Origin of the sequence: Bacteroides faecichinchillae JCM 17102, assembly GCF_000614145.1 — a bacterium.
Lineage (GTDB): Bacteria > Bacteroidota > Bacteroidia > Bacteroidales > Bacteroidaceae > Bacteroides > Bacteroides faecichinchillae.
In genome coordinates this window covers 1-25,384 of the sequence record NZ_BAKK01000052.1, presented here as the reverse complement: position 1 = coordinate 25,384, position 25,384 = coordinate 1, and the positions used below count along the sequence as shown (strand labels likewise).

Sequence of the window (25,384 nt, the reverse complement as noted above, 5' to 3'; positions counted from 1 at the left end):
TTGGAAGTAAAACACGATCGATCACTTTACGACGGTCACTCCATTGATGGCATTCTTGTTGAAGAGGAAGGAAGTTTTCAATTCCCATTTTAGTGAGACGCTCGCTTGTCTTTTTCTCATGGCAGATACGTACTATAGCCACCAACCAACGTTTTGAGTGCGCTACGCTTCTGCCAGTCACATTTGCCGGCAGAACTCGGGAATCGTCATTTTTGTTAAGAATCATCTATTTTTACCCCATGTTTATCCGTTACTTCTTAGGTAACGGATATGAATTCGATGCAAAGATAGATAAAATAGTAAATAGCAAACAAATAAAAAATATCTTTTTTTCTTTTTTATTAGAATATATAGCAAAAAAATATTTGGACACGAAAAATAATTGTCGTACCAAGGAATCTTCTATTGCTTGAATGTTAAGGAACTCTGTTATGTATCAGAAAGGACACTTCTAGCTTCTGATAACAGTATTCATATCCGTTACCTAAGAAGTAACGGATAACATACAATATTATTATTCAACTATTTACCTATATCGTATTCATTTATCTGCAATTCTTAACGTAAAAATAATTCATACGATTTACTTTAGTCCTTTCTGCTAAATCGAATCCTTTTAAGTAGATCTGAGTAGTCTTGATCGATCTGTGCCCCAACAACTCACTGATCATCTCAATAGAAGTCCCTCTATACTTGGCGGTAGTAGCCCAAGAATGCCGAAGGGTATATGAAGTTACAGAAGAACGAACACATAATCGTCTGGCTAAACTCTTCAGTTGATTATTGAAACGACGCAAAGCTGATTGATATTCTTTATAAGCATTTTCCTCATTCCTTTTATAATTGCCACTCAACACATGAAATAGATAATCAGGATAACCTGAATGATTAGTAACATGTTTATTACCAAGCCAAGCAATAGTTTCTACAGCAGTATCCAGAATTTCGATACTCATAGGAGTACCTGTTTTTATACGATTGTATTTCAGAATACCATGTGTCAAATTTGACTTTTCCAAATGGACAAAATCAACAAAAGGCATTCCACAAAACTGAAACAACAAATTAGCAATGGCCTGTGTACGGCGTAAAGATTCTGATTGTGGATCTTTATATAATAATGTATGAAGTTCGTATACAGGAAGCGCTTTCTTTTGTCTGGTATCCACTCCTGTGAAAACATCACGAAAGAGACGATGTATATAAGGAGCCTGACCTTTATCAACTCCCAAATTGTAGATACAACGTAACATACGCATGTAGGTAGAAATAGTATTGAGCTTCAAGTGACGAGCAATTAAATAATTGCTGTAGCGTTTCAGAGTATCACGATTTACCTGGTAGAAAGCTACAGACGGCGTTCCACAAAATTGAGTGAATGAACGTAAAGCGTTCTTATATACATGTGCTGTAGAATAACGACCTTCTTCTCTCAAAGACTCGATATAGCTATTTGCACAAATTGTAAATCTGTTCTTTTCCATCATTTATTTCTTATTATTGGTTCATAATAGCATGGGGTAAAAGATGAAACTAACAGAAAAAACAACAAATCTGAAAAAAAAAGTTGTATACGATGCAGTATCTGAAGTTTTTCTGCATTTAATCTATAAAAGGAATAAGAAATTCAGACCTATTTATCATATTAAGACCTAAAACCTGAACTTTATGAATGGGGAGAATGAGAAGAGAGAAAGAGTTATGAATTCCCCTAAATGAGAGCCCCTACTAACTTTGGTAGCTAGTAGGGGCTCATCCTATCTATGCAGATATATTCCAGCTATTTACAATATTTTTCGAGAAGTGTATCTACATTCTGATCGCCTAACTCTTTTGCTTTCTTAAAATCGATACAAGCATCATCAGTCTTTTTCAATTGCGCCTTACAAAGTCCACGCAAACGATATGCTTCTGCATATTTGGGATCTTCATTTATGACCTTATCTAATATCTGTATTGCTTCATCATAACGCCCTACACGCAGATTAACCACAGCATGTTCAGTTTGATAATTTAAGTCTTTCGGACTCAGTTCAATTGCTTTTGCAATATCATCCAATGCACGTTGATATTGACGGGACTTCAAAGCTGCTTGTTCACGATAATAATAAAATACATCATTAACATTACCATTCACTGCCTTAAAATACTCATCATAATCCAAAAGTGCCTTTCTGGGTTCCTCTGCATTCATATTCATTTGAGCACGTTCCAAAACATAAGGAGCATAATCAGCGGTAAGCGGTTTAGGGCAACGGGTAACACAACTATCCATTAACGCCAAGACTTCTTTCGGGTCAGCTGTCATTAACTCTTTTGTTTTAGCAGCATTAAAATATGTAGCAGGTGAAGCAAGATTGCTGGCATTTACTTTTTCATAGCTAGCCAACGCACCGGCATAGTCTTGTTTAGCAAAAAGAATATCACCTTCTAACTGTGTATAGACAGGTTGAGGATCTATTTCTATTGCTTTACGAACATTAGACAATGCAGTATCGTAGGTCCAATCTTTATAAGTCTTTTCAGGCTTTTCTAACTGATAGGCATACATAATTTTAGCAATACTATAATATGCATCTTCCTTTTTCTGAGCAACCTTGAACGCTTGCTCTAAGTCAACTGCCGCTTTATCAAGCATTGTTTCATCACCTTTGGCATTGGCTATATTATAACCGGCACGACGATAATAACCTTCAGTATTGTTTGGGAACTGTATGATGAATTCATCCAATACTTTTAAGTATTCTTCTCCAGGCAATTGAGTCGCAGTCATATAGAGATATACTAATGCTTGTTCTTCCTCTTCAGGAAGTCCTTTTCGAATACCAATAGTCTTCAAAGTTGCATCCCCTAATGAAAGAGCACTCATCTTCTGAGACATAGCAAATGCTACTCCCACAGCATAACAAGTATTTACTGAATCAGCACTGGAAGATTTCTGGGAGATTCCGAAAACCTGTCCTTCCGGATTCATCACTGGACAGCTTACCATTTTATCCTTCATTGGCATACCCAATTTATAATAATGGTATTCACCTGCTATTTTGGATACATCTTTTACTTTACCAGATTCACAAGCTATGCTTTTCTGAGTAGAATAAGGCAACATCCATGTAGCTGATTCGACTGCCGGAATAGTAGTAGCCACTGTCAATGCAGGAACTTTTTTCTCAGTAATTGCAACACGAAACTTAATAATATCATACATATCATTAGCTCCCAAAATAACATTTACCGGCATTTCTTTTCCATCCGAAGTAATGATCACTGCACGTTGGGCTCCTTTAAAAAGAGTATAATCTGAAAGAGCTAATCCATCTTCGGATACAAAAAATCCATTCCCGGTATTTAGCATCTTATCATTCTTGTCGTAAGTCACTATAGAAAAGACTGCACGTTTTGCCTTCTCTACCCATTTCGGAGTTACTTGCGCCATGCTTCCCTGAATCAGGCAAACGAGCACTAAAGGTAAGATTAAAATCCTCTTCATATCAGTCGTTATTTCTTTGTTTTACAGCTTCATATATAAGTATTCCGGCAGCTACGGAAACATTCAGTGATTCGATCGTTCCTAACATTGGAATTTTTACCCATTCGTCGCAAAGTGCCAGGTTATCATATGAGACTCCTGTATCTTCTGCACCCATGATGATGCAAAGCGGACCTGTATAGTTAGCTTTCGAATAATCATAATCACCTTTTTCAGTGGCTGCTATAATACGAAATCCACTATCTTTCAGATATTGTAAAGTATTCCGAAGACTCTGTTCGCGACAAACAGGTAAAGTATGCAATGCCCCTGCCGACGTTTTCATCGCGTCGGCATTCACTGACGCACTGCCACGTGCCGGAATAATTACTGCATCTACAGCCGCACATTCACAAGTACGGGCAATCGCACCAAAATTACGAACATCAGTCACACCATCCAGCATCACGAAAAAAGGATTTTTCCCTTGTTCGAACAAAAACGGAACCAAATCTTCGATTTTTTGATAAGTTACAGAAGAAATGAAAGCGATTACTCCCTGATGGTTCTTTCGGGTAATACGATTGATACGTTCTACCGGTACACGTTGTACAGGTATCAACGTTCCTTTCAAGGATGCAAAAAGTTCCTTGGAAAGATCACTTTGAATATCCTTCTTTACCAGAATCTTATCGATCTCTTTCCCCGCCTGAATAGCTTCTATCACGGCACGAACACCGAAAATCATTTCACTTTTATCGAGCATGCTGTTTATTTACTTATTTATTATTGATTATTTCTATTTAATTGCGTGTCAGAAGAGATTTAGCATTACTAAGCGCTGCTTCTGTCAATGTAGCACCACTCAGCATATGAGCAATCTCTTCTACCCTTTCTTCATTAGTCAAACGACGGATATGACTGTTTGTCTCCGTATCGCTGTCTTTCTTATATACTTTATAATGAGCACGACCCCGAGCAGCAATTTGCGGCAAATGAGTTATGCTGATAACCTGTCGGTTAGAATCTCCCATTTCCTGCATCATGTCTGCCATACGATCGGCAATCTCACCGGAAACCCCGGTATCTATCTCATCAAATACAATAGTAGGAAGTTTCACCGCCCCAGCAATCATTGCTTTTATGGAAAGCATGACACGAGCTATTTCCCCCCCTGAAGCTACAGACGAAATACTTTGCAACATTCCATTCTTATTAGCGGAAAACAAGAAATTGACAGTATCCTCTCCTTGCATTCCGGGTTCTTTCTTCAATCCCATTTCCACTTGAAAGCGGACATTTGGCATTCCCAATGGAATCAAGCGGGCAGCAAGTTGCTTTTCCACTTCACGAGCTGCAGTAGCACGTGCTTTAGTCAGTACTTCGGCCTGTTTTTTCACCTTTTTAAACTGTGCTTCCTTACGTATGGTCAATTCGGCAATTCGTTCGTCATAGGAAGTTATTGTAGAGAGTCTATTCCGATATTCATTTGTCAAAGTGATTAATTCTTCTACAGTCTGTACCCGGTGCTTCTGTTGCAATGAATAGATCAGATTCAAGCGATCGTTTACTTCGTCCAATCTGGCAGGATTAAATTCTACAGATTCTCCTTGTGAAGAAACTTCCTGCGAAATATCCTTTAATTCAATGTATGTGCTTTCTACTCGTTGAGCTAATTCTCCAGCCGGCTGATACACTTTTTGAAGATTATTCAGAGTGTTCAGACTATCTTTCAGATAAGAAAGCAGCCCACCCTCATCTGATGCAAAAACTTGCTCGACTCGGTATAATCCAGCCTTAATATCTTCAGCATGACTCAAAGTTTCCGCTTCTTGCTCTAATTCTTCCTGTTCACCTTCGGATAAATGGGCTTCCTCCAATTGTTCCAATTGGAAACGAATATAATCTTCATCTGCCCTGCTCTGCTCCGCTAGTGTCACTAATTCTGATAATTCATGTTCTATCTGACGCCATTCATTGTATAATGAATAGTACTCCTCCAATGCTACATCATTATGCGCAAGAATATCAAGTACATTTAATTGGAAACCTTCTTTGTTCAGTAATAGATTCTGATGTTGTGAATGAACATCAATCAGCTGTTCACCTAACTCCTTCACCTGAACCAACGAAGCAGGAGTATCATTGATAAAAGCACGACTCTTTCCGGACGACTGCACTTCACGCCGAAGTATGCACTCTGTATCATATTCAAGTTCATTTTCTTCAAAAAACGGACGCATATTATAAGCAGAAATGTCAAAACGTGCTTCTATTATGCATTTTGAAGCTCCTTGGCGAATAGCTTTCACATCGGCACGCTGACCAAGCAACAAACCGATAGCTCCCAAAATAATTGATTTGCCAGCTCCCGTCTCACCCGTAATAACGGAGAAACCTGTTTCAAAACTGATATCCAGTTTTTCTATTAACGCGTAATTCTGAATGTATAATGAACGTAACACTTTCTTCGAATTATGAATTGTAATTTATGAATTTGGAGATAGTGATAGCACTAAACGATCGACGATATCCTGTGCAACCTCTGTTTTAGGTTTTAACGGATAATCGATACGACCTTTTCGGTCAATGATACTAATTTTATTTGTATCATGACGAAAACCAGCTCCCGAATCGTTAAGGGAATTCATGACTATAAAGTCAAAATTCTTACGTTCGAGCTTACCTTCGGCATTCTGCTGCTCATTGTTGGTTTCGAGAGCAAATCCTATTAATAACTGTCCCTTTTGCTTGAGTGATCCTAAATTAGCTGCAATGTCTTGTGTAGCCCGAAGCTGTAAAGTCAGTCCTTCTTCTTTTTCCCGCTTGATTTTCTTATCGGCCACTGTCTCCGGACGGAAATCAGCTACTGCCGCACAAAGAATTCCTGCATCAGAATCCGGATAATACATTTGTGCAGCTACAAACATTTCCTGAGCTGATTCTACATCAATACGATGAATATCTGAATGCTGAGTTTTCAATTGAACAGGTCCGGCAATCAATGTTACCTTTGCTCCACGACGAGCACATTCTTCTGCCAGAGCAAATCCCATTTTTCCTGAAGAATAATTGCCAATAAAACGAACCGGATCAATCTTTTCATAAGTTGGCCCAGCTGTTATCATGATTTTCTTTCCCTGTAAATCTGAGTTTGTAGAAAAGAATTCATCCAATACACGAACGATATTTTCCGGCTCCTCCATGCGTCCTTTTCCTACCAAATGACTGGCAAGTTCACCTGTCGCCGGTTCGATGATATGATTACCATAGGAACGCAATATATCCAAATTCTTTTGAGTAGAAGGATGGGCATACATATCAAGATCCATAGCCGGAGCTACAAATACCGGAGCTTTTGCTGAAAGATAAGTGGTGATCAGCATGTTATCTGCTATCCCATTAGCCATTTTTCCAATAGTGGAAGCTGTGGCAGGAGCAATCAACATAGCATCCGCCCATAATCCTAAATCAACATGACTATTCCAAGTTCCATCCCGTTGAGCAAAAAACTCACTAATAACAGGTTTGCTGGTCAGCGCCGAAAGAGTAATAGGTGTAATAAATTCTTTTCCCGCCGGAGTGATAACAACCTGTACTTCTGCTCCACACTTTATCAATCCACGAATAATATAACAGGCTTTATAAGCCGCAATGCTTCCGGTAATTCCAAGAACTATTTTTTTTCCTTTCAACATTATTTTGTAATCAGATTACTCATTTCACGCAAACGAATTTTAGTTAATACTGCTTTCGTATTCAACGTGAAATCACTATTTAAAATCCAACTGTAATATCCAGGATCTTTCCTCAATACTTCAGCAACGGACATACCTTTATATTTACCAAAGTTAAATACTTCAATCCCATTATCGTCATATACCATTCGTCCGGCAAAGTCTACATTCTTAGTATAACTTGAATATTCAGCTAAAAAGGCAATGTCATTCTGAAGTTCCGAATAACGATCGAGTTGTGCTTTTAATACTTCGTAAGTGGCACGTGTATCGGCTTCGGCAGTATGTGCATCTTCCAGATTCTTCTCGCAATAGAATTTATAAGCAGCAGAAAGAGTGCGTTGCTCCATCTTATGAAATATAACTTGCACATCAACAAATTTGCGCTTAGTCATATCGATATCTACTCCTGCACGAAGGAATTCTTCAGCCAATACCGGAATATCAAAACGATTGGAATTAAATCCAGCCAAGTCACACCCTTCAATGTCCCTGGCTATATTTTTTGCTACTTCCTTGAAAGTCGGACAACCTACTACATCGGCATCAAATATACCATGTATAGCAGATGATGCTTCAGGAATGTGCATTTCGGGATTAATACGCATAGTTTTTGACTCTTCATTCCCGTTAGGATAAACTTTTAAATAACAGATTTCAACAATTCTATCTGTATTTATGTTAGTTCCGGTTGTCTCTAAATCAAAGAATACAATAGGATTTTTCAGGTTTAATTTCATTTCAATTAATCATTTAGCATCATCGGCATCAACAACATCAGCAAGTCTTCATTCTCTTCTTGTTCTACCGGAATAATAACTCCGGCACGTGACGGATCTGCAAGTTCAATAATAACTTCTTCCGCTGATATATTATTCAAGATATCAATCAGGAAAGTAGATTTAAATCCTATACTCATAGGAGCTCCTGCATATTGGCAAACTTGTGTCTCTTCTGCAGAAGTGGAAAAGTCAATATCCTGTGCAGAAATCACAATCTGATTTTCTTGCATACGCAGCTTGATCAAGCTACTTGCCTGCGAAGAGAAAATAGATACACGACGCAAAGCTCCGATCAATTGCTGGCGGTCTACCGTTACTTTATGCGGATTGTTTTGAGGAATAACCGAATTGTAATTCGGATAACGACCTTCAATCAACCGACAAACCATACGATATCTTTCAAGCATAAATACCGCGTTACGTTCATCAAACTCAATAGTGACTGTTCCCTGTTCTTTCGGAAGTAGGTTTTTAAGCAATGTAGCCGGTTTCTTCGGTAATATAAAAGCTGCACGTTCATTGCCTTTAGCAGCCAATGTCTTGCAACGTACGAGTTTATGACCATCCGAAGCAACCATTGTAATATCTTCTGTTGTAATATCGAAATAAATACCATTCATTACCGGACGAAGTTCGTCGTCGGCTGTAGCAAATACAGAGCGGTTGATACCACCCAATAATATACCTGCTTCCATTTCTACTCGGACTGCGTTATCTCCCAATGTTGCCGATTGCGGAAATTCATCCGCGTTCTGCCCCATCAAGCTATATTTTCCGTTTTGATACTGCACTGTGATTTCAAAAGTAGTCGGATTAACTTCAAATGTCAGCGGTTGTTCAGGAATTTCTTTCAGCGCATCAAGCAATGTTTTTGCCACTACGGCAAAACGTCCGTTTGCATCGCTATCATTCACTTCTACTGTGGTTACCATAGTTGTCTCACTGTCAGAAACAGTCACAGATAATGTTCCATCTTCCAATTCGAAAAGGAAACAATCGAGAATAGGCAGCGCATTCTTAGAGTTAATTACGCGGCTGATAGCCTGTAAATGGCTGGAAAGAGCAGTACTTGAAACGATAAATTTCATATATTTTCGTGTATTTAAGTTTTTATTGTTCTAACGCACAAAGTTAGAAAAAAAGATTCATGTCGCCCAATAAAACAAAAGAAAAAAACAAGTTTTATGCACCGGATATTACTAAAAAATCGTAACTTCGCCCCAGAATTTAAATTTATCGCAATGGAATTTACAGGAAAAATTATCGCTATCCTCTCTCCAAGAGGTGGGGTCTCAAAGACTAGCGGAAACGAATGGAAATCACAAGAGTATGTAATTGAAAACCATGACCAATATCCGCGTAAAATGTGTTTTGACGTGTTTGGCGCAGACAAAATCGAACAATTCAATATTCAGATGGGCGAAGAACTGACCGTATCATTCGACATTGATGCCCGTCAATGGCAAGATAGATGGTTCAACAGCATTCGTGCATGGAAAGTTGAACGCGTTAGCGCAGGTACAGCTATGGAACCGGGAGTTCCTGTTCCTCCTCCAGCACCATCTGCAACTCCGGATTTTACTACAGGAGATGCTAAAGATGATCTGCCATTCTAAATATAAGACTCCTTTCAGGGATTTATATATAAAAAAAAAACTTCCAGCATTATTTTGTTGGAAGTTTTTTTCATATTCACTACATTGATTTTGTTGAATCTTTATTATATCTTAAATTTAGGTTATTTATTTAATTATTCAGTTTTATACTTTAATACAATATTAGGATAAATGACTCCGTCCGCACAAGTAAACTGAACAAAAATCACAAAATTACGAAAGAAATCAGAGTTACGAGAAAAAAAATCCGGAATAAAACGATAATGGTTTCCTGATTGATCAAGCAACTGCTCAAAATCTGCCATTAACATAAAATGATACGAATCGGACAAACTTCCTGTTCCAGCACGATAAACTAATGCACCATCCAAAACTTCTCCTTTATCTAGTTGTCTGATATAACGAGATAGACTATCTTCATCAGGAGCAAGTAACAAACGTCCATTATAAAATGTAGCATAAACATGTAATGGAGACTCTGAAAAACCTGTCAATTGAGAAAACAATGTTGTAAGAGGTAATTTATAGACCGGATAAGCTTTATTTGGAGTATAATAAAAAGAGATGCGAGAATTTCTTTGTTCCCCCTCTTCCAATGGAGCTGCTTCTACAAAGGAACGTAGCATCCTTTCTGCTTCTAGCACATCGGTTATGGAAAGTGCCATTACAGCAGCAGGTCCCAATAAAGAGTCTTCACGTTGAAAAAGAAAAGCTACCAAATCCTGACCAGTATTCTCTATTAGATAACGGGATAGTTCTTTATCACGATCAAGTATCTCTCTGGTTCGGGTAGCTACAGCATATTCCTGCCTTTCACCATAAGCTAATAAGGATGCCCAATCTGTAACACCTTGTCTACTGAGATAAAATGTAGTAGATGGCAATGCATCTCCTGCAAATCCCTTAACAGCTTCCTGCTGACGAAGTGCATTAATAAATGTAAAGCATGAATCTACATCATGCTAACACCAGAAAAATAAATAAAATCGTCTTTTAACTTCATATCAAACTCCGTCCATCCAATCATTCCGTCCAAACGGGCATAAATAGTAGCTATAGAGGAAGTTTTTCTTGGGCCGTTTACTTCGATAAAAGTAGAATCAGAAACTATAGAGTTACCAGTTTTACGGGTATCAATAACTTCTTCAATAAGTTTTTTCTGATAACTGAGAGCTAAAAAGTCCGGCTTCAAATAACAAGCCAAAAAGTCGCCATCAGACATTGGATATATATAAATATCTTCACCTTTATATTTAAATATTTTAAATGGATAGGCAGCGGAAAGATGTTTCTGAATAAACTTATCTACCAGTTCCCGGTCACCATCTCCCAAACGACAATAAAGGACCTGATTATGGTCGTTATCCGGTTCGTGAAAACTAATCAGCAATCGATTCATCTGCCGGCTTAATCCATGTGGAGCATCCTCTTGAAGAGAATAAAGATAATCTTTCAAGGAGGAAAAAAGTTTGGATACATGCAAATATTGTTGATTCTTACTGCAAGTCAATTCTTCGATTTCTGCCACCAATTCGGCAGCATCATCCGTTACAAAAACCGCAGTAGCATTGGACGGAACTAAAGTATATAGATTAATGTCTTTCCGTACATCAGCAGCCGACAACTTGAAATAAGAGTACAAAGCGAATCCTATGCACAAAAGTAGCACAGAAGAAGTGATTGCGATTTTCACAATTGTACTAAGTTTCATAATATTCGTTGTTTATCATCGGCTAGGGGCAAAAATAATAATTTCTACAAAGAAAACAAAACTTTTGCTAAAAAATTCACTCGCAATCAAAGATAGATTTCCTGTCCGTCAAACGCTAGGTGAATATTCTCAGGAAGTTCCTCCTCTACCTTCGCATGCAACCCCATGTCATGGCTCATATGTATGAAGTAAGTTTCCTTTGCCCGAATACGCTTTGCGGCAATCAACGCCTGCTCTAAATTTTGGTGAGTAGGATGTGAAGCTATACGAAGCGCGTTCATAACCAAAACATCTACTCCCGCTAATTGTTCATAAGATTCTTCGGGCATAGTTAACATATCAGTGATATATCCTACCTGTCCGATACGATAGCCCAAAATCGGCAAACGCCCATGCATGACACGCAACGGAAGTATCTCTGTTTCATTTAACATAAAAGCTTGTCCAGCAATTACTTCTTGTAAAGGAATATTAGGAACTCCTGGATAACTATGATCTACAAAACAATAAGGCATACGGGAACGTAATCCATCCGCCACATACTTCTCTGCATAGATAGGCACAGCACCAAATCGGCTGAATGGACGCAAATCATCTAATCCGCCGACATGATCATAATGTTCGTGAGTAATAAGTACTCCATCAATCTTCTCAAAAGGCTGATGCAATAATTGAGCTCTAAAATCGGGACCACAATCAATAAGTATACGTGCATCATCTGTTTCTATAATAGCAGATGCACGCAAACGGTTATCTTTCGGATCAATAGAAGTACAAACCAGACATTTACAGCCAATTTGAGGAACTCCAGTCGATGTTCCACTTCCAAGTATTCTTATTTTCATTTTTTTAATGAAGAATTGATAATGGACAATTTTCAAGTAACATTAGCATATAAATTTTCCATTCTTAATTATCAATTATATAAACTTCAGGATGAATATCAATTCCAAATTTCTCTCGGACAGAGGTACAGACTGCGTCCGAAAGTGCAATAATATCACTTCCTTTTGCTCCTCCACGATTTACCAACACTAATGCCTGTTTATCATGAACTGCTGCCGGTCCTAACGCTTTTCCTTTCCAGCCGCACTGATCAATCATCCACCCAGCCGGAATCTTCACCTGTCCGTCATTCAATTCATAATAAGGTATTCGTGGATATTCTTGTTGCAAAGTTTCTAGTTTCTCTCTCGAGACAATAGGATTCATAAAAAAACTTCCTGCATTTCCCATCACTTTTGGATCAGGAAGCTTGCTTTCCCGAATATCTATAATTACTTTACGAACTATATCCAGTGTCAGTTTAGGATATTTCTCCAATTCCTGACGAATAGTACCATAATCTAATGTAAATTTCTCTTTTTTGCTAAGACGGAAACAAACATACGTCACAAAAATAGTTCTGTTTTCCGGACGTTTAAAGATACTGTTACGATAGGAATATTCACATTCATCTACTGTATAAACACGCTCTTCACCATGAAAGTTCACTGTTTCCACCGCAGTAATCAAATCCTTGGCTTCAACACCATAGGCTCCAATATTCTGCACAGCACTTGCTCCTACTTCACCAGGAATGAGAGAAAGATTTTCGACTCCATACCATCCGTTTCTTACACAATAAACCACAAAATCATCCCAGACGACACCAGCCCCGACTCTCACTGATATAAATTGTTCTGTCTCTTCGGTCACTTCTATACCGCTAATACAGGAATGTAAAATCAACCCATCATAGTCCTTAGTAAATAACAAATTACTGCCACCTCCAATATGCAAAAAAGGTGTCGTAATGGCACCTTGCGCTATTTGTTGCTTCAGTTCTTCAACTGAAGCATATTCAAAAAAACGAGTGGCATTCACATCTATGCCAAATGTATTGTGAGACAAAAGAGAAAACATAACTAATTCTTTTTTAATCAATATGCTGGTATCCAATTTTTGCAAACAATGCGTTATTCAACAATCCACTAATCCATCAGCATATTGAAACATTATTATATACTTGTATCTTCAAACTTATACAATTCCCACTCCCCTCCTTTTCGACGAAAATACAAGAGATTGGAAAAACCATTTCCGATACCTTTCAATGCAAGAATTTTCGTTGATGAATTATCATCATTCCGCTGACCATAATTAATATTTGATAGACGGTCGGTTGGTAATACTGGTTTAAAGGCAAACCATTGATTCCGGTCAATCGTTGTTTCCAAAATAGAAAAGTCATCATCCGGATCTGATGTTACAAAAGCAAGCGGATTCTGCACACGTTGGCTCTGAAAAAGACTATCAGATGCAAAACGACTGAAAAATTCTACAAAATCTTCACTATCATTCTTTTCAATAGGACGCAGATTAATAGCCTCTAAAATCCATGCTCCTTTAATACGCTCAAAATAATACCTCTTCATCATTCGTTTTTTCACAAATATCCACTCTACTTGTACCGAAGTAAGAGAGGTATCACCTACAAGATCCATGTCTTCTTCTTTATCAAACAGGAGCGTATAATAATGCTGTTTGGTAAATAAATCATCATGCTTCCAAAAACGTTTCTCAATAGAGACCTTCTCATCTCCTTTATAATAAGGCAATGGAAATCTCACACGCTGAAACTGTAAAGTATCATCGGAGGCAAAATTGTAGATAAAATCGTCGAAAGACTCATCCGCTTCAGTCGGTTCTGGTTCTTCCGGCAATTTCACCTGAGGAATAGAATCTTCCTTATGTAAGACAGAATCCACCTCATTAGTAATAGATGCAAAAGGGTCGATGTTCGTTTTTTTATTTCCACAAGAAACTAAAACTACGAGCATCACAACCCTCGCAATTAATTTTTTCATTATTTTAGTTTAGCTCTTAATTTCTCAAGCATATCCACCGTCATACTTTCCAAATCATAAGCTGGCTCCCACCCCCACTCATTCCGAGCACAGGTATCATCCAAACTGTCTGGCCAACTATCAGCTATGCGTTGTTTCAAGGGGTCGATATTATAAACCATCTCGAATTCCGGAACATGCTTTTTAATAGCTTGGAAAATAGTTTCCGGACCAAAGCTCATAGCAGCGATATTGAAAGCATTACGGTGTATCAGTTTTGCCGGATCTGCCTCCATCAACATGATAGCTGCATTCAATGCATCCGGCATATACATCATATCCATTAATGTACCTTCCTTCACAGGGCACACAAACTTTTCACCTTTTACAGCTGAGTAATAGATATCAACAGCGTAATCGGTCGTACCTCCTCCTGGAGGAGTCACGTTCGAAATGATGCCCGGAAAACGCACAGCACGCGTATCGACACCATATTTATTAAAATAATAATCACTTAACAATTCAGTAGTCACTTTGGTTACACCATACATTGTACGCGGACGTTGTATAGTATCCTGTGGAGTCTTTGTATGAGGTGTACTTAAACCGAAAGAACCGATAGAACTAGGTGTAAAAACTGCGCATCCTTGTTCACGAGCTACTTCCAGAACATTCCATAATCCATCGATACCTATCTTCCAGGCTAATTTAGGTTTGGATTCGGCTACCACCGAAAGTAGTGCCGCTAAATTGTAAATAGTATCAATGTGGTATTCTCTTACCACCGATTCTATCATTGCTCCGTCTGTCACGTCTACAATAGCCGACGGTCCTGACTCTTTTAATTCCCCCTTAGGTTCAGCACCAGGGATATAACCAGCTACAACGTTTTGGTTTCCGTAACGTTTACGTAGTTCCATCGTTAGTTCGGATCCGATCTGTCCGGTAGCTCCAATTATCAAAATGTGTTTCATTTTTTCTTCTTACTAAAGATATTAAGCTAAATGGTGCGCAAAGTAAGCACTTTTTTTTTCATATTTTCGTCAAAAAGACATTGTTATTCCAAGAAAAATAGTGTCCTTTGTATCATAACTTAATCACTCAAACACTATGTACGGTAAAATGCAAGAATATCTCAGCCAAACATTGGCTGAAATCAAAGAAGCCGGTCTTTATAAAGAAGAACGACTGATCGAAAGTGCACAACAGGCTGCCATTACAGTAAAAGGTAAAGAAGTTCTGAATTTCTGTGCCAATAACTATTTGGGGTTATCTAATCATCCTCGCTTGATTAAAGCAGCTCAGGAAATGATGGATCGTCGCGGATATGGTATGTCATCTGTTCGCTTCATTTGCGGAACTCAGGATATACACAAAGAATTAGAGGCTGCGATCTCAGAATACTTCCAGACCGAAGATACAATTCTGTATGCTGCTTGCTTCGACGCTAATGGTGGTGTGTTCGAACCGCTTTTCACTGAAGAGGACGCCATTATTTCAGACTCTTTAAATCATGCTTCTATTATTGATGGTGTACGTCTTTGTAAAGCAAAACGTTATCGTTACGCCAATGCCAATATGGATGAACTGGAAAAATGCCTGCAAGAGGCACAAGCTCAGCGTTTCCGTATCGTGGTAACAGATGGCGTATTCTCTATGGATGGAAATGTGGCACCAATGGACAAGATTTGCGATTTGGCAGAAAAATACAACGCCCTAGTAATGGTTGATGAGTCTCATTCTGCAGGTGTGGTAGGTGCTACTGGTCATGGTGTAAGCGAGTTATATAAAACTCACGAACGCATAGATATTTATACCGGTACACTGGGTAAAGCTTTCGGCGGTGCATTGGGAGGATTTACTACCGGACGCAAAGAAATCATTGATTTATTGCGCCAACGTAGCCGTCCTTACCTGTTCTCTAATTCATTGGCTCCGGGTATTATCGGTGCAAGTCTTGAAGTATTCAAAATGTTGAAAGAAAGTAATGCACTCCACGATAAACTGGTAGACAATGTGAATTATTTCCGCGACAAGATGACTGCTGCCGGATTCGACATTAAACCAACTCAAAGTGCAATCTGTGCTGTCATGTTATATGATGCTAAATTATCACAGATTTATGCAGCACGTATGCAGGAAGAAGGCATTTATGTAACTGGTTTCTATTATCCGGTTGTTCCGAAAGATCAAGCACGTATCCGCGTACAGATTTCTGCCGGACATGAAAAAGAACATCTTGATAAGTGTATAGCCGCTTTTATTAAAGTAGGTAAAGAGCTCGGAGTATTGAAGTAAAAACATTATTATATCTTCCATTGTTATTATTATATATCTTACTGAGATTGTGACAATAACAATGGAAGATTTTTATATCATCATGGAAGAATTAACACTAACTACCCCTGCGCTACTTTTCTCAGCTGTTTCGCTGATTTTATTGGCTTATACCAATCGTTTCTTATCCTATGCACAACTGGTGCGTCAGTTACGGGATCGTTACGCTGAAAACCCTTCTGATATCACTGTTGCACAAATAGAGAATTTACGGAAAAGGTTAAACCTGACCCGAACTATGCAGGGACTAGGTATAGCAAGTTTATTTCTCTGTGTGGTCAGTATGTTCCTAATCTATATCGGGTTGCAATTATTATCCGCTTATGTATTTGGAGTAGCTTTGATTTTGCTTATCGGTTCGTTAGGCGTTTCCTTTCGTGAAATACAAATTTCTACCCGATCACTGGAGATATATCTGGGGACGATGGAAAAAGGTCGTCATAAATCACCCGCCAAGGCAGAATAACCATAAAATGACTACCCTTTCCTTGTTCAGATTGTAGCATAAGAGTCGTTGCTTGAGTTAGAAGATAATACATAGCAGCATAGTATTAACAAAAGAAAATAAAAATTTGCCCATGTTTATTTATACATTTAAATGATGACAAAGGGGAAAATACAAGCGCAAACAAAATAAAAAAGCTACTCGGATAGTCCAAATAGCTTTTTTATTCTATATCAACTTATTGCTGAATCTTATTTACGTTGACCAAGTTGTGAATCAATAATGAAAATACCAGTTTCACCAACTTTCTTCAATTTCTCAACAATTTCCAATGCAGTAGCTTCTTCTTCTACCTGTTCACGAACAAATCCCCACAAGAAATCTTGTGTCGCTTTATCCTTTTCAGCTGCAGCAACATCTACCAAGCTATCTATCAATTTAGAGACATGGCATTCATGTTTGTAAACATGTTCAAATACTTCCAGAGGAGTGCCCCAACCATTAGGTACTACATCAATCTTATCTACTTTAGCAGTTCCGCCTCTCTTGACAATATAGTCAGCCATTGTACATGCATGTTGCATTTCTTCGAAATACTGTTTTTTCATCCAACTAGCAAAACCACTGAAACCTTCTTTTTCAAAGTAAAAAGACATCGCCAAATACAGGTTTGCAGACCACATCTCAGCAGTAATCTGCTCGTTAATTGCATTTTGTAATTTTTCCGAAATCATAATCGTATTTTTATAAAGTTGTTAATGTAACTTCGTTTTAATTTTATTACAAATATAACAAGATTTCAGACTAAATTGTTTTAACGTCCTTGATTTTTTAAACTACATTCACATTTTATTTACACAAGTTCGTCAGATGTATACCCTTTCGGAAGTTCACGACAATTATAACCAGATGCCATGATTTCACCGTAAGCACCTGCAGAACGGAGAGCGATCAGATCTCCACGATTCACTTTATTCAGGTCTATTGCTTTACCGAAAACATCCGACGATTCACAAATAGGTCCTACTACATCATAGGCTTCTATCGGTCCTTGTGAAGTAATGTTTTCCATTTTGTGATAAGCCTGATACAGAGCCGGACGAATCAATTCTGTCATACCTGCATCAAGAATGGCAAATTGTTTTTTGGTTCCTTGCTTCACATATAACACTTTGGATATCAATGAACCACATTGCCCTACCACAGAACGTCCCAACTCAAAATGCAAAGTTTGATATGGACGTAATTTTAACTGTCCGGCATAGGTGGCAAAATATGCTTTGAAATTAGGAATTGCCTGACGGTTAGGATGAGCATAATCGATTCCCAATCCACCACCGACATTGATATGTTCAACCAATATACGACGAGATTCGAGTTTATCCTGTAATTCATTAACACGATTACAGAGAGCAACAAAATCACCCATATCTAATATCTGAGAACCAATATGAAAGTGAAGACCAATAAACTTCACATTCTTCAAATTTTGTGCTACATCAATCACTTTATCCATATCCTGCATACTGATACCGAATTTGTTTTCCGCAAGTCCGGTAGCAATATTAGCATGAGTATGTGCACCCACATCAGGATTGATACGGAAAGCAACATTAGCTACTTTATTTTGAGCAGCCGCTAATTCATTAATTATCTCCAATTCAGGAATAGATTCTACATTGAAACAGAAAATGTCATACTCCAATCCGAGGTTGATTTCCCAATCCGCCTTACCTACTCCGGCAAAAACCACCTTATTAGCTGGAAATCCGGCACGAATAGCAGCACGCACCTCTCCTCCACTCACACAATCGGCTCCTAATCCGCTTTCACGAATAATAGTAAGTACTTTCGGATTTGCATTAGCTTTCACTGCATAATGAACAGAGTAATTAGGATATTTGGCAATCTCCTGATTAATAGTAGAAAGTGTATCACGCAGTACCTTGGTATCATAAAAATAAAAAGGTGTTTGCAAGGTACGGAATTTATCAATCGGAAATATTCCTTTCATAATTAAATACTTATTTAGTTAGTTAAAAAAGAGCGCTTTTATCTAAATCGGTAAAAGCGCTCAATATTTTCTTTGTGGAATTATTTGTTATTGAAAAGCATATCACTTAGCGATTGTAATGCTACATTCTTATCACATTCCCGGATGAGGAAGGATATATTGTAGTTACTTCCTCCGAATGAAATCATTCGTACTGGAATATCTCGCATCGCATCGAGTGCCTTTGCTTCAAAACCAACGTTTTCCCATTCCAAATCACCTACTACGCAGATGATACACATATCCTTATCTACAGTAACTGTACCGTATTTTTTCAGGTCATCCAGAATCTCGTTCAGGTGCTTCGTATTATCAATCGTTACTGATACTCCTACCTCTGAGGTACAAATCATATCTATAGAAGTCTGATAACTTTCAAAGATTTCAAATACTTTGCGCAAAAAACCATGAGCAAGCAACATACGACTTGACTTGATTTTAATAGCTGTAATATTATCTTTGGCAGCAACCGCTTTGATCTTACCTTTCTCTGTATCATTGGAGATCAATGTACCCGGAGCTTTCGGATCCATAGTATTCAACAGACGCACAGGAATATTTGCATATTTAGCAGGCTGGATACAAGTAGGATGCAGAATTTTAGCACCAAAATAAGCTAGTTCGGCAGCTTCTTCAAAATGCAACTGACGAACCGGAGCTGTCTTATCAACGATACGAGGATCGTTATTGTGCATACCGTCGATATCCGTCCAGATCTGGATTTCGGTAGCATTCACTGCAGCACCAATCAAAGATGCCGTATAATCACTACCTCCACGCTGCAAGTTATCAATCTCACCATAAGCATTCCGACAAATGAACCCTTGAGTAATGTAGATTTCAGCATCCGGATAAAGTTCAAGCTGTGCTTGCAATTTGTCCTTGATATAACCCGGATCCGGTTCTGCATTCTTATCAGTACGCATAAATTCCAAAGCCGGAAGCAATATAGACTTCACACCACATTCCTGCAGATAGAAGTTTACCATTGCCGTAGAAATCAGCTCTCCTTGTGCCAATACCACTTTCTCTTCAAACAAAGTGAAAAGGTCTTTAGTATAGGAGCGGATGTAGTCGAAATGGGACTTGATGACTTCCAAACCTTTCTGTTTATACTCCTGAGTAGCGTAAAGTTCATCAATATGCTGTTTATATTTGGCTTCCAGCTTATTGATAATCTCGTTGGCACCCTCCGGATTCTTCTTATACAGATAGTCCGAAATTTCCACCAATGTGTTCGTTGTTCCTGACATAGCAGAAAGAACAACAATCTTCTGTTCACCATCGGTAATCAATTTGGCTACTTCCTTCATCCGCTGAGCAGAACCTACGGAAGTTCCTCCAAACTTTAAAACTTTCATTTTCGTTACTGTTTTAATTATCTATATTTAAATCTATTTCTATTGCTCTCTGCGGAGATTTATATTCATCGGTAATATCAGTGATATGATGATCAACACAACGATATACTCTACCGGGATATTCTTTCAGCAATTGAAGGTTGTGTGTGGTCATCACAACTGATGAACCAGACTTACAAATATCATGCAATAACTCCACAATTGCTTTACCTGTATCCACATCCAGATTTCCGGTCGGTTCGTCTGCCAAAATGATTTCCGGAGAATTAAGTACGGCACGAGCTATAACAATGCGTTGTTGCTCACCACCGGAAAGCTCATTCGGATATTTATATCCTTTATTAGACATTCCTACCAATTGGAGTACTTCCTCAATACGTTCTTTCATTTCCTGCTTGTTCTTCCAGCCAGTGGCCTGAAGTACAAATTCCAGATTATTATAAACCGTACGATCTGTCAGTAGTTGGAAATCCTGAAACACAATTCCCAGTTTACGACGCAATTGTGGTATATGTTTCCGTTTAATGGTTCGCATATTATAACCCAATACTTCCGCTTCTCCATTTATTACGTCCAATTCACCATATAAGGTTTTGAGCAAACTCGTTTTTCCAGAGCCTACTTTTCCTATCAGGTAAACGAACTCTCCCTTGTGCAGTTCCAGATTAACATCACTCAACACACAGAGTTCCTGCTGATGAATTTCTACGTCTTTATATTGAATTAATGTTTCTTCCATGTACTGCTATGTCTTTCTTGCAATTCACGAGCAAGATCTTCAATACGATAGCCTTTTGATGTTAATAATACAATCATGTGATAAATCAGGTCGGAACCTTCGTAAATCAAACGATCATCTGTGCCATTTGTGGCTTCAATTACTGTTTCTACGGCTTCTTCACCGACTTTCTGAGCAATCTTATTAATACCGGATTCAAACAGACTGGTAGTGTAAGAACCTTCCGGCATTTCTTCGTGACGCTTGTCAATGAAATCTTGCAGATGTTTCAAAAACATAACTGGTTCTTCATTCTTTTCACCCCAGCAAGTATCTGTGCCAGTGTGGCAAACCGGTCCTACGGGATTCACCTGAATCAACAATGTATCATTATCACAATCGGCTTTGATAGAAACGACATTCAGAAAGTTACCACTTTCTTCTCCTTTTGTCCACAAACGATTCTTAGTGCGGCTAAAAAAAGTTACTTTTCCGGTTTCTACAGTTTTATCATACGCCTCTTTATTCATAAAGCCTAACATCAGACTTACGTGTCGCATTATCTTGTATGATAGCCGGAACAAGTCCGCTCATTTTATCAAAATCCAATTCCATCATTCTATTTTTTAGTTTACTATTTACAATTTACAAACTAAACAGTCCGCATCGCTATATTCTGTGCGCAAAGATACGATTTTAATTCGGGAATTTTAATTTCCCCGAAATGAAAAACGCTGGCAGCCAATGCCGCATCTGCTTTTCCGAGTAAGAAAGCATCACGAAAGTGTTCTTTTTGACCTGCGCCACCAGAAGCAATCACAGGAATCGAAAGTTGTTCGGCCAAAGCAGCGAGTGCTTCATTGGCATAACCTTTTTTCACTCCGTCATGATTCATACTAGTGAACAGGATTTCTCCTGCACCACGCTCCTGAGCTTCTTTCGTCCACATCATCAATTCCTTATCTGTCTCAATACGTCCACCGTTCAAGTAACACTTCCAACCATTTTCAGTCTGTCTGGCATCTACTGCCAATACACAAACCTGCGAACCAAAATGTTTAGCAATCTCGTCAATCAACAGTGGATTACGGATAGCGGAAGAATTAATAGAAATCTTATCCGCTCCGGCATTCAGTAAACGGTCTACATCACTCAATTCATTGATTCCACCGCCTACTGTAAAAGGTATATTGATATTAGCTGCAATTCGTTTCACCAATTCCGCAAAAGTTTTACGTCCTTCGTGACTGGCTGTAATATCCAGAAAAACAAGTTCATCAGCTCCTTGTTCGCTGTAGGCACGTCCCAGTTCCACCGGATCACCCGCCTGACGCAGGTTGACAAAATTTGTTCCTTTTACGGTTTGCCCGTCTTTTATATCCAGGCAAGGTATAATTCTTTTCGCTAACACAATTCTATTTTATTTACTATTTGACAATTTATTATCGATATTAGGGAAACTTTTATTCTTCTTTATTCCAGAAAAGGACGCAAATCTTTCAAAGTCAGATGTCCTTCATAAAGCGCTTTACCAAAAATCACTCCGGGAACTCCGGCCTCATTCAAAGCTATAATATCATCGACGTTACTTACTCCTCCACTTGCCATCAAATAAAGATTGGGGAATTTCTTCAACATTTCTTTATATAGATCGATAGAAGGGCCTTTCAGCATTCCATCACAACTAATATCCGTACAAATCACTTTCTGAATGCCCTTATTTATATAATCTTCCAAAAATGGGAAAAGTTCGCAGGTACTTTCGTCTTTCCAGCCATTAACGGCTATCTTATGATCTTTTACATCCGCCCCCAAGATAATTTTCTCACTTCCATAGATATCTAACCAATGACAGAAAAGCGCAGGATCTTTCACAGCAATACTGCCTCCTGTCACCATTTGTGCACCGCTTTCAAATGCGATCTTCAAATCTTCGTCGCTCTTTACTCCTCCACCGAAGTCAATCACTAAAGAAGTACGTGTAGCTATTTGTTCCAATACCCGATGATTTACCACATGGTGAGAAGCAGCTCCGTCCAGATCGACTACATGCAATCTGCAAACTCCATTCGCTTCAAATTCTTTAGCTACCTCCACAGGACTTTCATTATAGACTTTCTTACTGTCATAGTCTCCTTGGGAAAGGCGAACACACTTTCCGTCAATTATATCAATGGCTGGAATTATCTCTATCATCAGGCTATTTAGATTTTTAGTAATTCATTTTACAGTCTCTCTTTCTCATTCTACAACCCCTAAAAAGTTTATTATAAACGACAAGAAAGTTTATTATAGATCCAAAAAGTTTCGCAGAATCTTCTCTCCGGTCTTTCCACTTTTCTCTGGATGGAACTGAGTTGCATAAAAATTGTCTTTATGCAGAGCAGCACTAAACGGATCAATATAATCTGTTTCAGCAGCAGTAAAGTTACATACCGGAACATAGAAACTATGCACAAAATAGACAAACTCTTCTTCTGTGAATCCTTCAAACAGTTTACTATTTACTTTACCAATCGTATTCCATCCCATGTGTGGAACTTTATCCTCATGTTTCTTCGGTATAAAACGTTTCACGTCTACATCAAAGATATTCAGACAATCAACTCCTCCCTCTTCAGAATAACGACACATTAACTGCATCCCCAGACAAATGCCGAAAACCGGTTGACGAAGATTTCGAATCAATTCATCTAATCCATTCGCCTTCAAGTGGTTCATAGTAGTCTCCGCCTCTCCTACTCCGGGAAAAATAACTTTATCGGCAGATTGAAGTTCTTCTTTATCGGCCGTAATCACCGCCTCAACGCCCAAACGCTTCAATGCATAATCCACCGAACGAATATTTCCGGCATTGTATTTTACGACTGCTATCTTCATTAGCTAAATATTACTGTTTTATTTTTATAAGCTAAGACTTTTCGTTCAATGTGCTTTTGTACCGCACGTGAAAGAACGATTTTTTCCAAGTCTTTTCCTTTATTTACCAAGTCTTCTACAGAATCTTTGTGAGTAATACGCACTACATCCTGTTCGATAATTGGGCCTGCATCCAATTCTGTTGTTACATAATGACTGGTTGCCCCGATAATCTTCACTCCTCTTTCAAAAGCGGCATGATATGGTTTAGCCCCCACAAACGCCGGAAGGAAAGAGTGATGGATATTAATAATCTTATTAGGATAAGCATTAATCATCTGTTCAGAGATAACCTGCATATATCGTGCCAAAACGATGAAAGTAATACTATGTTTAGCCAAAAGCTCAAGTTCTTTACGCTCCTGTTCTTCCTTTGTCTCTTTTGTGATAGGGAACAAATGGAAGGGAATACCGAAGCGTTCGGCTACATGTTGCAAGTCGGGATGGTTACTTATTATAAGAGGTATTTCCACATTCCATTCTCCTGCCGTATAACGAGCGAGCATATCAAAAAGACAATGAGACATTTTCGAAACGAAAATAGCCATTCGTGGTTTCACATCTGAGAAATAAAGGCGGAAATCCATTTCGTATTTTTGTGCATAAAGCGTTCTAAAGTAATCTTCAATTTTTTTCTGCGGAACCAGAAAGTCCTTTAATTCCCATTCTATACGCATGAAAAATATGTTTTCTACATGGTCTACGTATTGGTCCAGATAGATAATATTTCCTTTGTTTACCGTAATAAAGTCTGTCACTTCCGCTAGAATTCCCGGTTTATCAGGACAGTGCAATAACAGTTTGGCTGTAGTCATCATTCTTTTTACAAATTTATGATTCCGGGGGGAAATTCTTCCACCTCTCTATTTTTAGAGTGCAAAAATAACGATTTATTGCAAAATTACGAATTATTCAAGCAGAAAGTTTCCATAAAAACGATGATTTCTTACAGATAGAAAGATAATGGAAGCGATTTCTTATGTAAGACAGATGAATATTAAAAAAGATAACATCATTCCACACTGATGATATAATGAAACTATCAAAATAATGTAATCTTATCGATAGAATAATTCAATCATAGTAACAGACTTATGTAATCCTAATTAATACGAAGAAAAAAACAATATTTTTTTATTTTGAAAGTACTCAAAATGAGACACTAAGCTTTTTAGCTGTTTTTTTCTTGAAAAAAAGTTTCTTCAAACACTTGCAGATTTACAAAAAACAACTACCTTTGCACCCGCAATCGAGAGAGATGCAGATTAACAAAATGAAATTTTGGTGCGTTAGTTCAGTTGGTTAGAATACATGCCTGTCACGCATGGGGTCACGGGTTCGAGTCCCGTACGCACCGCTTCTTTACAATAGAGGCGGAAAGAAATAAAAAGTTAGTTTAAATAAAATT

23 protein-coding genes, 1 tRNA gene and 2 pseudogenes are annotated in these 25,384 nt (G+C 38.3%); 4 read left to right on the top strand and 22 right to left on the bottom strand.

The window, feature by feature from the left end; all coding sequences use genetic code 11:
* The 8 genes from JCM17102_RS18275 to dnaN form a co-directional block, all read right to left on the bottom strand.
* The coding region (locus JCM17102_RS18275) for a transcription termination/antitermination NusG family protein (protein ID WP_025076204.1) at positions 1–226 on the bottom strand (226 nt) is incomplete at its 3' end.
* A gap of 319 nt (positions 227–545) precedes the next feature.
* Positions 546–1,484: a tyrosine-type recombinase/integrase gene (locus JCM17102_RS24795; RefSeq protein ID WP_033887074.1), complete on the bottom strand. Its 939-nt coding sequence runs from the start codon at positions 1,482–1,484 to the stop codon at positions 546–548.
* Positions 1,485–1,780: 296 nt separating this feature from the next.
* Complete coding sequence (locus JCM17102_RS18260; protein ID WP_025076203.1) at positions 1,781–3,490, bottom strand: serine protease; 1,710 nt, start codon at positions 3,488–3,490, stop codon at positions 1,781–1,783.
* Position 3,491: 1 nt separating this feature from the next.
* Positions 3,492–4,235: a 23S rRNA (guanosine(2251)-2'-O)-methyltransferase RlmB gene (gene rlmB / locus JCM17102_RS18255; RefSeq protein WP_025076202.1), complete on the bottom strand. Its 744-nt coding sequence runs from the start codon at positions 4,233–4,235 to the stop codon at positions 3,492–3,494.
* A 37-nt stretch (positions 4,236–4,272) separates the two neighbouring features.
* Complete coding sequence (gene recN / locus JCM17102_RS18250; protein WP_025076201.1) at positions 4,273–5,934, bottom strand: DNA repair protein RecN; 1,662 nt, start codon at positions 5,932–5,934, stop codon at positions 4,273–4,275.
* A 24-nt stretch (positions 5,935–5,958) separates the two neighbouring features.
* Positions 5,959–7,167: a bifunctional phosphopantothenoylcysteine decarboxylase/phosphopantothenate--cysteine ligase CoaBC gene (gene coaBC, locus JCM17102_RS18245; protein WP_025076200.1), complete on the bottom strand. Its 1,209-nt coding sequence runs from the start codon at positions 7,165–7,167 to the stop codon at positions 5,959–5,961.
* Positions 7,167–7,946, bottom strand: coding sequence for a 3'-5' exonuclease (locus JCM17102_RS18240; protein WP_025076199.1), 780 nt, complete (start codon positions 7,944–7,946; stop codon positions 7,167–7,169). The genes coaBC and JCM17102_RS18240 overlap by 1 nt, the downstream gene beginning before the upstream one ends.
* Positions 7,947–7,951: 5 nt before the next feature.
* The gene (dnaN, locus tag JCM17102_RS18235) at positions 7,952–9,076 is read right to left on the bottom strand and encodes a DNA polymerase III subunit beta (RefSeq protein ID WP_025076198.1); all 1,125 of its coding nucleotides are present in this window, start codon (positions 9,074–9,076) and stop codon (positions 7,952–7,954) included.
* Between the two features lie 153 nt (positions 9,077–9,229).
* Between dnaN and JCM17102_RS18230 the strand changes: the two genes are divergently transcribed.
* On the top strand, positions 9,230–9,604 hold the full coding sequence (locus JCM17102_RS18230; protein ID WP_025076197.1) for a DUF3127 domain-containing protein: 375 nt from the start codon (positions 9,230–9,232) through the stop codon (positions 9,602–9,604).
* A 134-nt stretch (positions 9,605–9,738) separates the two neighbouring features.
* Here the strand turns inward: JCM17102_RS18230 and JCM17102_RS28375 are convergent.
* The 5 genes and pseudogenes from JCM17102_RS28375 to JCM17102_RS18205 all read right to left on the bottom strand — a co-directional run bounded on the left by JCM17102_RS28375 (position 9,739) and on the right by JCM17102_RS18205 (position 15,117).
* Positions 9,739–11,315, bottom strand: a pseudogene (locus tag JCM17102_RS28375) (DUF3352 domain-containing protein).
* Between the two features lie 86 nt (positions 11,316–11,401).
* A complete protein-coding gene (locus JCM17102_RS18220) occupies positions 11,402–12,160 on the bottom strand; it encodes an MBL fold metallo-hydrolase (RefSeq protein WP_025076196.1) in 759 nt (252 codons plus the stop codon).
* A gap of 64 nt (positions 12,161–12,224) precedes the next feature.
* Positions 12,225–13,220, bottom strand: coding sequence for a UDP-N-acetylmuramate dehydrogenase (gene murB, locus JCM17102_RS18215; RefSeq protein WP_025076195.1), 996 nt, complete (start codon positions 13,218–13,220; stop codon positions 12,225–12,227).
* Between the two features lie 95 nt (positions 13,221–13,315).
* Positions 13,316–14,164, bottom strand: coding sequence for a DUF4348 domain-containing protein (locus JCM17102_RS18210; protein ID WP_025076194.1), 849 nt, complete (start codon positions 14,162–14,164; stop codon positions 13,316–13,318).
* Complete coding sequence (locus tag JCM17102_RS18205) at positions 14,164–15,117, bottom strand: NAD-dependent epimerase/dehydratase family protein (protein WP_025076193.1); 954 nt, start codon at positions 15,115–15,117, stop codon at positions 14,164–14,166. Before JCM17102_RS18205 ends, JCM17102_RS18210 begins: the two co-directional genes overlap by 1 nt.
* A gap of 136 nt (positions 15,118–15,253) precedes the next feature.
* Here JCM17102_RS18205 and kbl point away from each other — a divergent pair, with 136 nt between their 5' ends.
* Both kbl and JCM17102_RS18195 read left to right on the top strand, forming a co-directional pair.
* Entirely contained in the window at positions 15,254–16,441 is a 1,188-nt protein-coding gene (gene kbl, locus JCM17102_RS18200) for a glycine C-acetyltransferase (protein WP_025076192.1), read from the top strand.
* Positions 16,442–16,523: 82 nt separating this feature from the next.
* Entirely contained in the window at positions 16,524–16,946 is a 423-nt protein-coding gene (locus JCM17102_RS18195; RefSeq protein WP_025076191.1) for a DUF2721 domain-containing protein, read from the top strand.
* A 230-nt stretch (positions 16,947–17,176) separates the two neighbouring features.
* On the opposite strand, the gene JCM17102_RS18190 is transcribed toward JCM17102_RS18195, so the two are convergent.
* The 9 genes and pseudogenes from JCM17102_RS18190 to purU form a co-directional block, all read right to left on the bottom strand.
* Positions 17,177–17,659 carry a ferritin gene (locus JCM17102_RS18190; protein ID WP_025076190.1) on the bottom strand — a complete coding sequence of 161 codons (483 nt, stop codon included), beginning with the start codon at positions 17,657–17,659 and terminating at the stop codon, positions 17,177–17,179.
* Between the two features lie 119 nt (positions 17,660–17,778).
* The gene (lysA, locus tag JCM17102_RS18185) at positions 17,779–18,939 is read right to left on the bottom strand and encodes a diaminopimelate decarboxylase (protein WP_025076189.1); all 1,161 of its coding nucleotides are present in this window, start codon (positions 18,937–18,939) and stop codon (positions 17,779–17,781) included.
* Between the two features lie 80 nt (positions 18,940–19,019).
* Positions 19,020–20,339, bottom strand: coding sequence for an aspartate kinase (locus JCM17102_RS18180; RefSeq protein ID WP_025076188.1), 1,320 nt, complete (start codon positions 20,337–20,339; stop codon positions 19,020–19,022).
* Between the two features lie 13 nt (positions 20,340–20,352).
* Positions 20,353–21,078 carry a cell division ATP-binding protein FtsE gene (locus tag JCM17102_RS18175; protein ID WP_025076187.1) on the bottom strand — a complete coding sequence of 242 codons (726 nt, stop codon included), beginning with the start codon at positions 21,076–21,078 and terminating at the stop codon, positions 20,353–20,355.
* Positions 21,063–21,672, bottom strand: a pseudogene (gene hisIE / locus JCM17102_RS28370) (bifunctional phosphoribosyl-AMP cyclohydrolase/phosphoribosyl-ATP diphosphatase HisIE). The gene JCM17102_RS18175 and the pseudogene hisIE overlap by 16 nt, the downstream one beginning before the upstream one ends.
* 37 nt (positions 21,673–21,709) lie before the next feature.
* The gene (hisF, locus tag JCM17102_RS18165; RefSeq protein WP_025076186.1) at positions 21,710–22,468 is read right to left on the bottom strand and encodes an imidazole glycerol phosphate synthase subunit HisF; all 759 of its coding nucleotides are present in this window, start codon (positions 22,466–22,468) and stop codon (positions 21,710–21,712) included.
* 62 nt (positions 22,469–22,530) lie between these two features.
* Complete coding sequence (gene hisA, locus JCM17102_RS18160; protein ID WP_025076185.1) at positions 22,531–23,253, bottom strand: 1-(5-phosphoribosyl)-5-[(5-phosphoribosylamino)methylideneamino]imidazole-4-carboxamide isomerase; 723 nt, start codon at positions 23,251–23,253, stop codon at positions 22,531–22,533.
* A gap of 93 nt (positions 23,254–23,346) precedes the next feature.
* A complete protein-coding gene (gene hisH / locus JCM17102_RS18155) occupies positions 23,347–23,937 on the bottom strand; it encodes an imidazole glycerol phosphate synthase subunit HisH (RefSeq protein WP_025076184.1) in 591 nt (196 codons plus the stop codon).
* Complete coding sequence (gene purU / locus JCM17102_RS18150) at positions 23,937–24,794, bottom strand: formyltetrahydrofolate deformylase (RefSeq protein WP_025076183.1); 858 nt, start codon at positions 24,792–24,794, stop codon at positions 23,937–23,939. The genes hisH and purU overlap by 1 nt, the downstream gene beginning before the upstream one ends.
* Positions 24,795–25,259: 465 nt before the next feature.
* Between purU and JCM17102_RS18145 the strand changes: the two genes are divergently transcribed.
* Positions 25,260–25,333: transfer RNA gene (locus JCM17102_RS18145), tRNA-Asp, on the top strand.
* The last annotated feature ends 51 nt before the right edge of the window (positions 25,334–25,384 follow it).

What these genes read in the sequence shown, in the direction of transcription:
- lysA (WP_025076189.1), bottom strand. Translation starts at nt 18,939, where the DNA reads ATGAAAGGAATATTTCCGATTGATAAATTCCGTACCTTGCAAACACCT.
- hisA (WP_025076185.1), bottom strand. Translation starts at nt 23,253, where the DNA reads ATGATAGAGATAATTCCAGCCATTGATATAATTGACGGAAAGTGTGTT.
- dnaN (WP_025076198.1), bottom strand. Translation starts at nt 9,076, where the DNA reads ATGAAATTTATCGTTTCAAGTACTGCTCTTTCCAGCCATTTACAGGCT.
- JCM17102_RS24795 (WP_033887074.1), bottom strand. Translation starts at nt 1,484, where the DNA reads ATGGAAAAGAACAGATTTACAATTTGTGCAAATAGCTATATCGAGTCT.
- kbl (WP_025076192.1), top strand. Translation starts at nt 15,254, where the DNA reads ATGTACGGTAAAATGCAAGAATATCTCAGCCAAACATTGGCTGAAATC.
- JCM17102_RS18180 (WP_025076188.1), bottom strand. Translation starts at nt 20,339, where the DNA reads ATGAAAGTTTTAAAGTTTGGAGGAACTTCCGTAGGTTCTGCTCAGCGG.
- coaBC (WP_025076200.1), bottom strand. Translation starts at nt 7,167, where the DNA reads ATGTTGAAAGGAAAAAAAATAGTTCTTGGAATTACCGGAAGCATTGCG.
- JCM17102_RS18220 (WP_025076196.1), bottom strand. Translation starts at nt 12,160, where the DNA reads ATGAAAATAAGAATACTTGGAAGTGGAACATCGACTGGAGTTCCTCAA.
- JCM17102_RS18230 (WP_025076197.1), top strand. Translation starts at nt 9,230, where the DNA reads ATGGAATTTACAGGAAAAATTATCGCTATCCTCTCTCCAAGAGGTGGG.
- hisH (WP_025076184.1), bottom strand. Translation starts at nt 23,937, where the DNA reads ATGAAGATAGCAGTCGTAAAATACAATGCCGGAAATATTCGTTCGGTG.
- rlmB (WP_025076202.1), bottom strand. Translation starts at nt 4,235, where the DNA reads ATGCTCGATAAAAGTGAAATGATTTTCGGTGTTCGTGCCGTGATAGAA.
- JCM17102_RS18260 (WP_025076203.1), bottom strand. Translation starts at nt 3,490, where the DNA reads ATGAAGAGGATTTTAATCTTACCTTTAGTGCTCGTTTGCCTGATTCAG.
- JCM17102_RS18175 (WP_025076187.1), bottom strand. Translation starts at nt 21,078, where the DNA reads ATGGAAGAAACATTAATTCAATATAAAGACGTAGAAATTCATCAGCAG.
- JCM17102_RS18210 (WP_025076194.1), bottom strand. Translation starts at nt 14,164, where the DNA reads ATGAAAAAATTAATTGCGAGGGTTGTGATGCTCGTAGTTTTAGTTTCT.
- murB (WP_025076195.1), bottom strand. Translation starts at nt 13,220, where the DNA reads ATGTTTTCTCTTTTGTCTCACAATACATTTGGCATAGATGTGAATGCC.
- JCM17102_RS18205 (WP_025076193.1), bottom strand. Translation starts at nt 15,117, where the DNA reads ATGAAACACATTTTGATAATTGGAGCTACCGGACAGATCGGATCCGAA.
- JCM17102_RS18190 (WP_025076190.1), bottom strand. Translation starts at nt 17,659, where the DNA reads ATGATTTCGGAAAAATTACAAAATGCAATTAACGAGCAGATTACTGCT.
- purU (WP_025076183.1), bottom strand. Translation starts at nt 24,794, where the DNA reads ATGATGACTACAGCCAAACTGTTATTGCACTGTCCTGATAAACCGGGA.
- JCM17102_RS18240 (WP_025076199.1), bottom strand. Translation starts at nt 7,946, where the DNA reads ATGAAATTAAACCTGAAAAATCCTATTGTATTCTTTGATTTAGAGACA.
- JCM17102_RS18195 (WP_025076191.1), top strand. Translation starts at nt 16,524, where the DNA reads ATGGAAGAATTAACACTAACTACCCCTGCGCTACTTTTCTCAGCTGTT.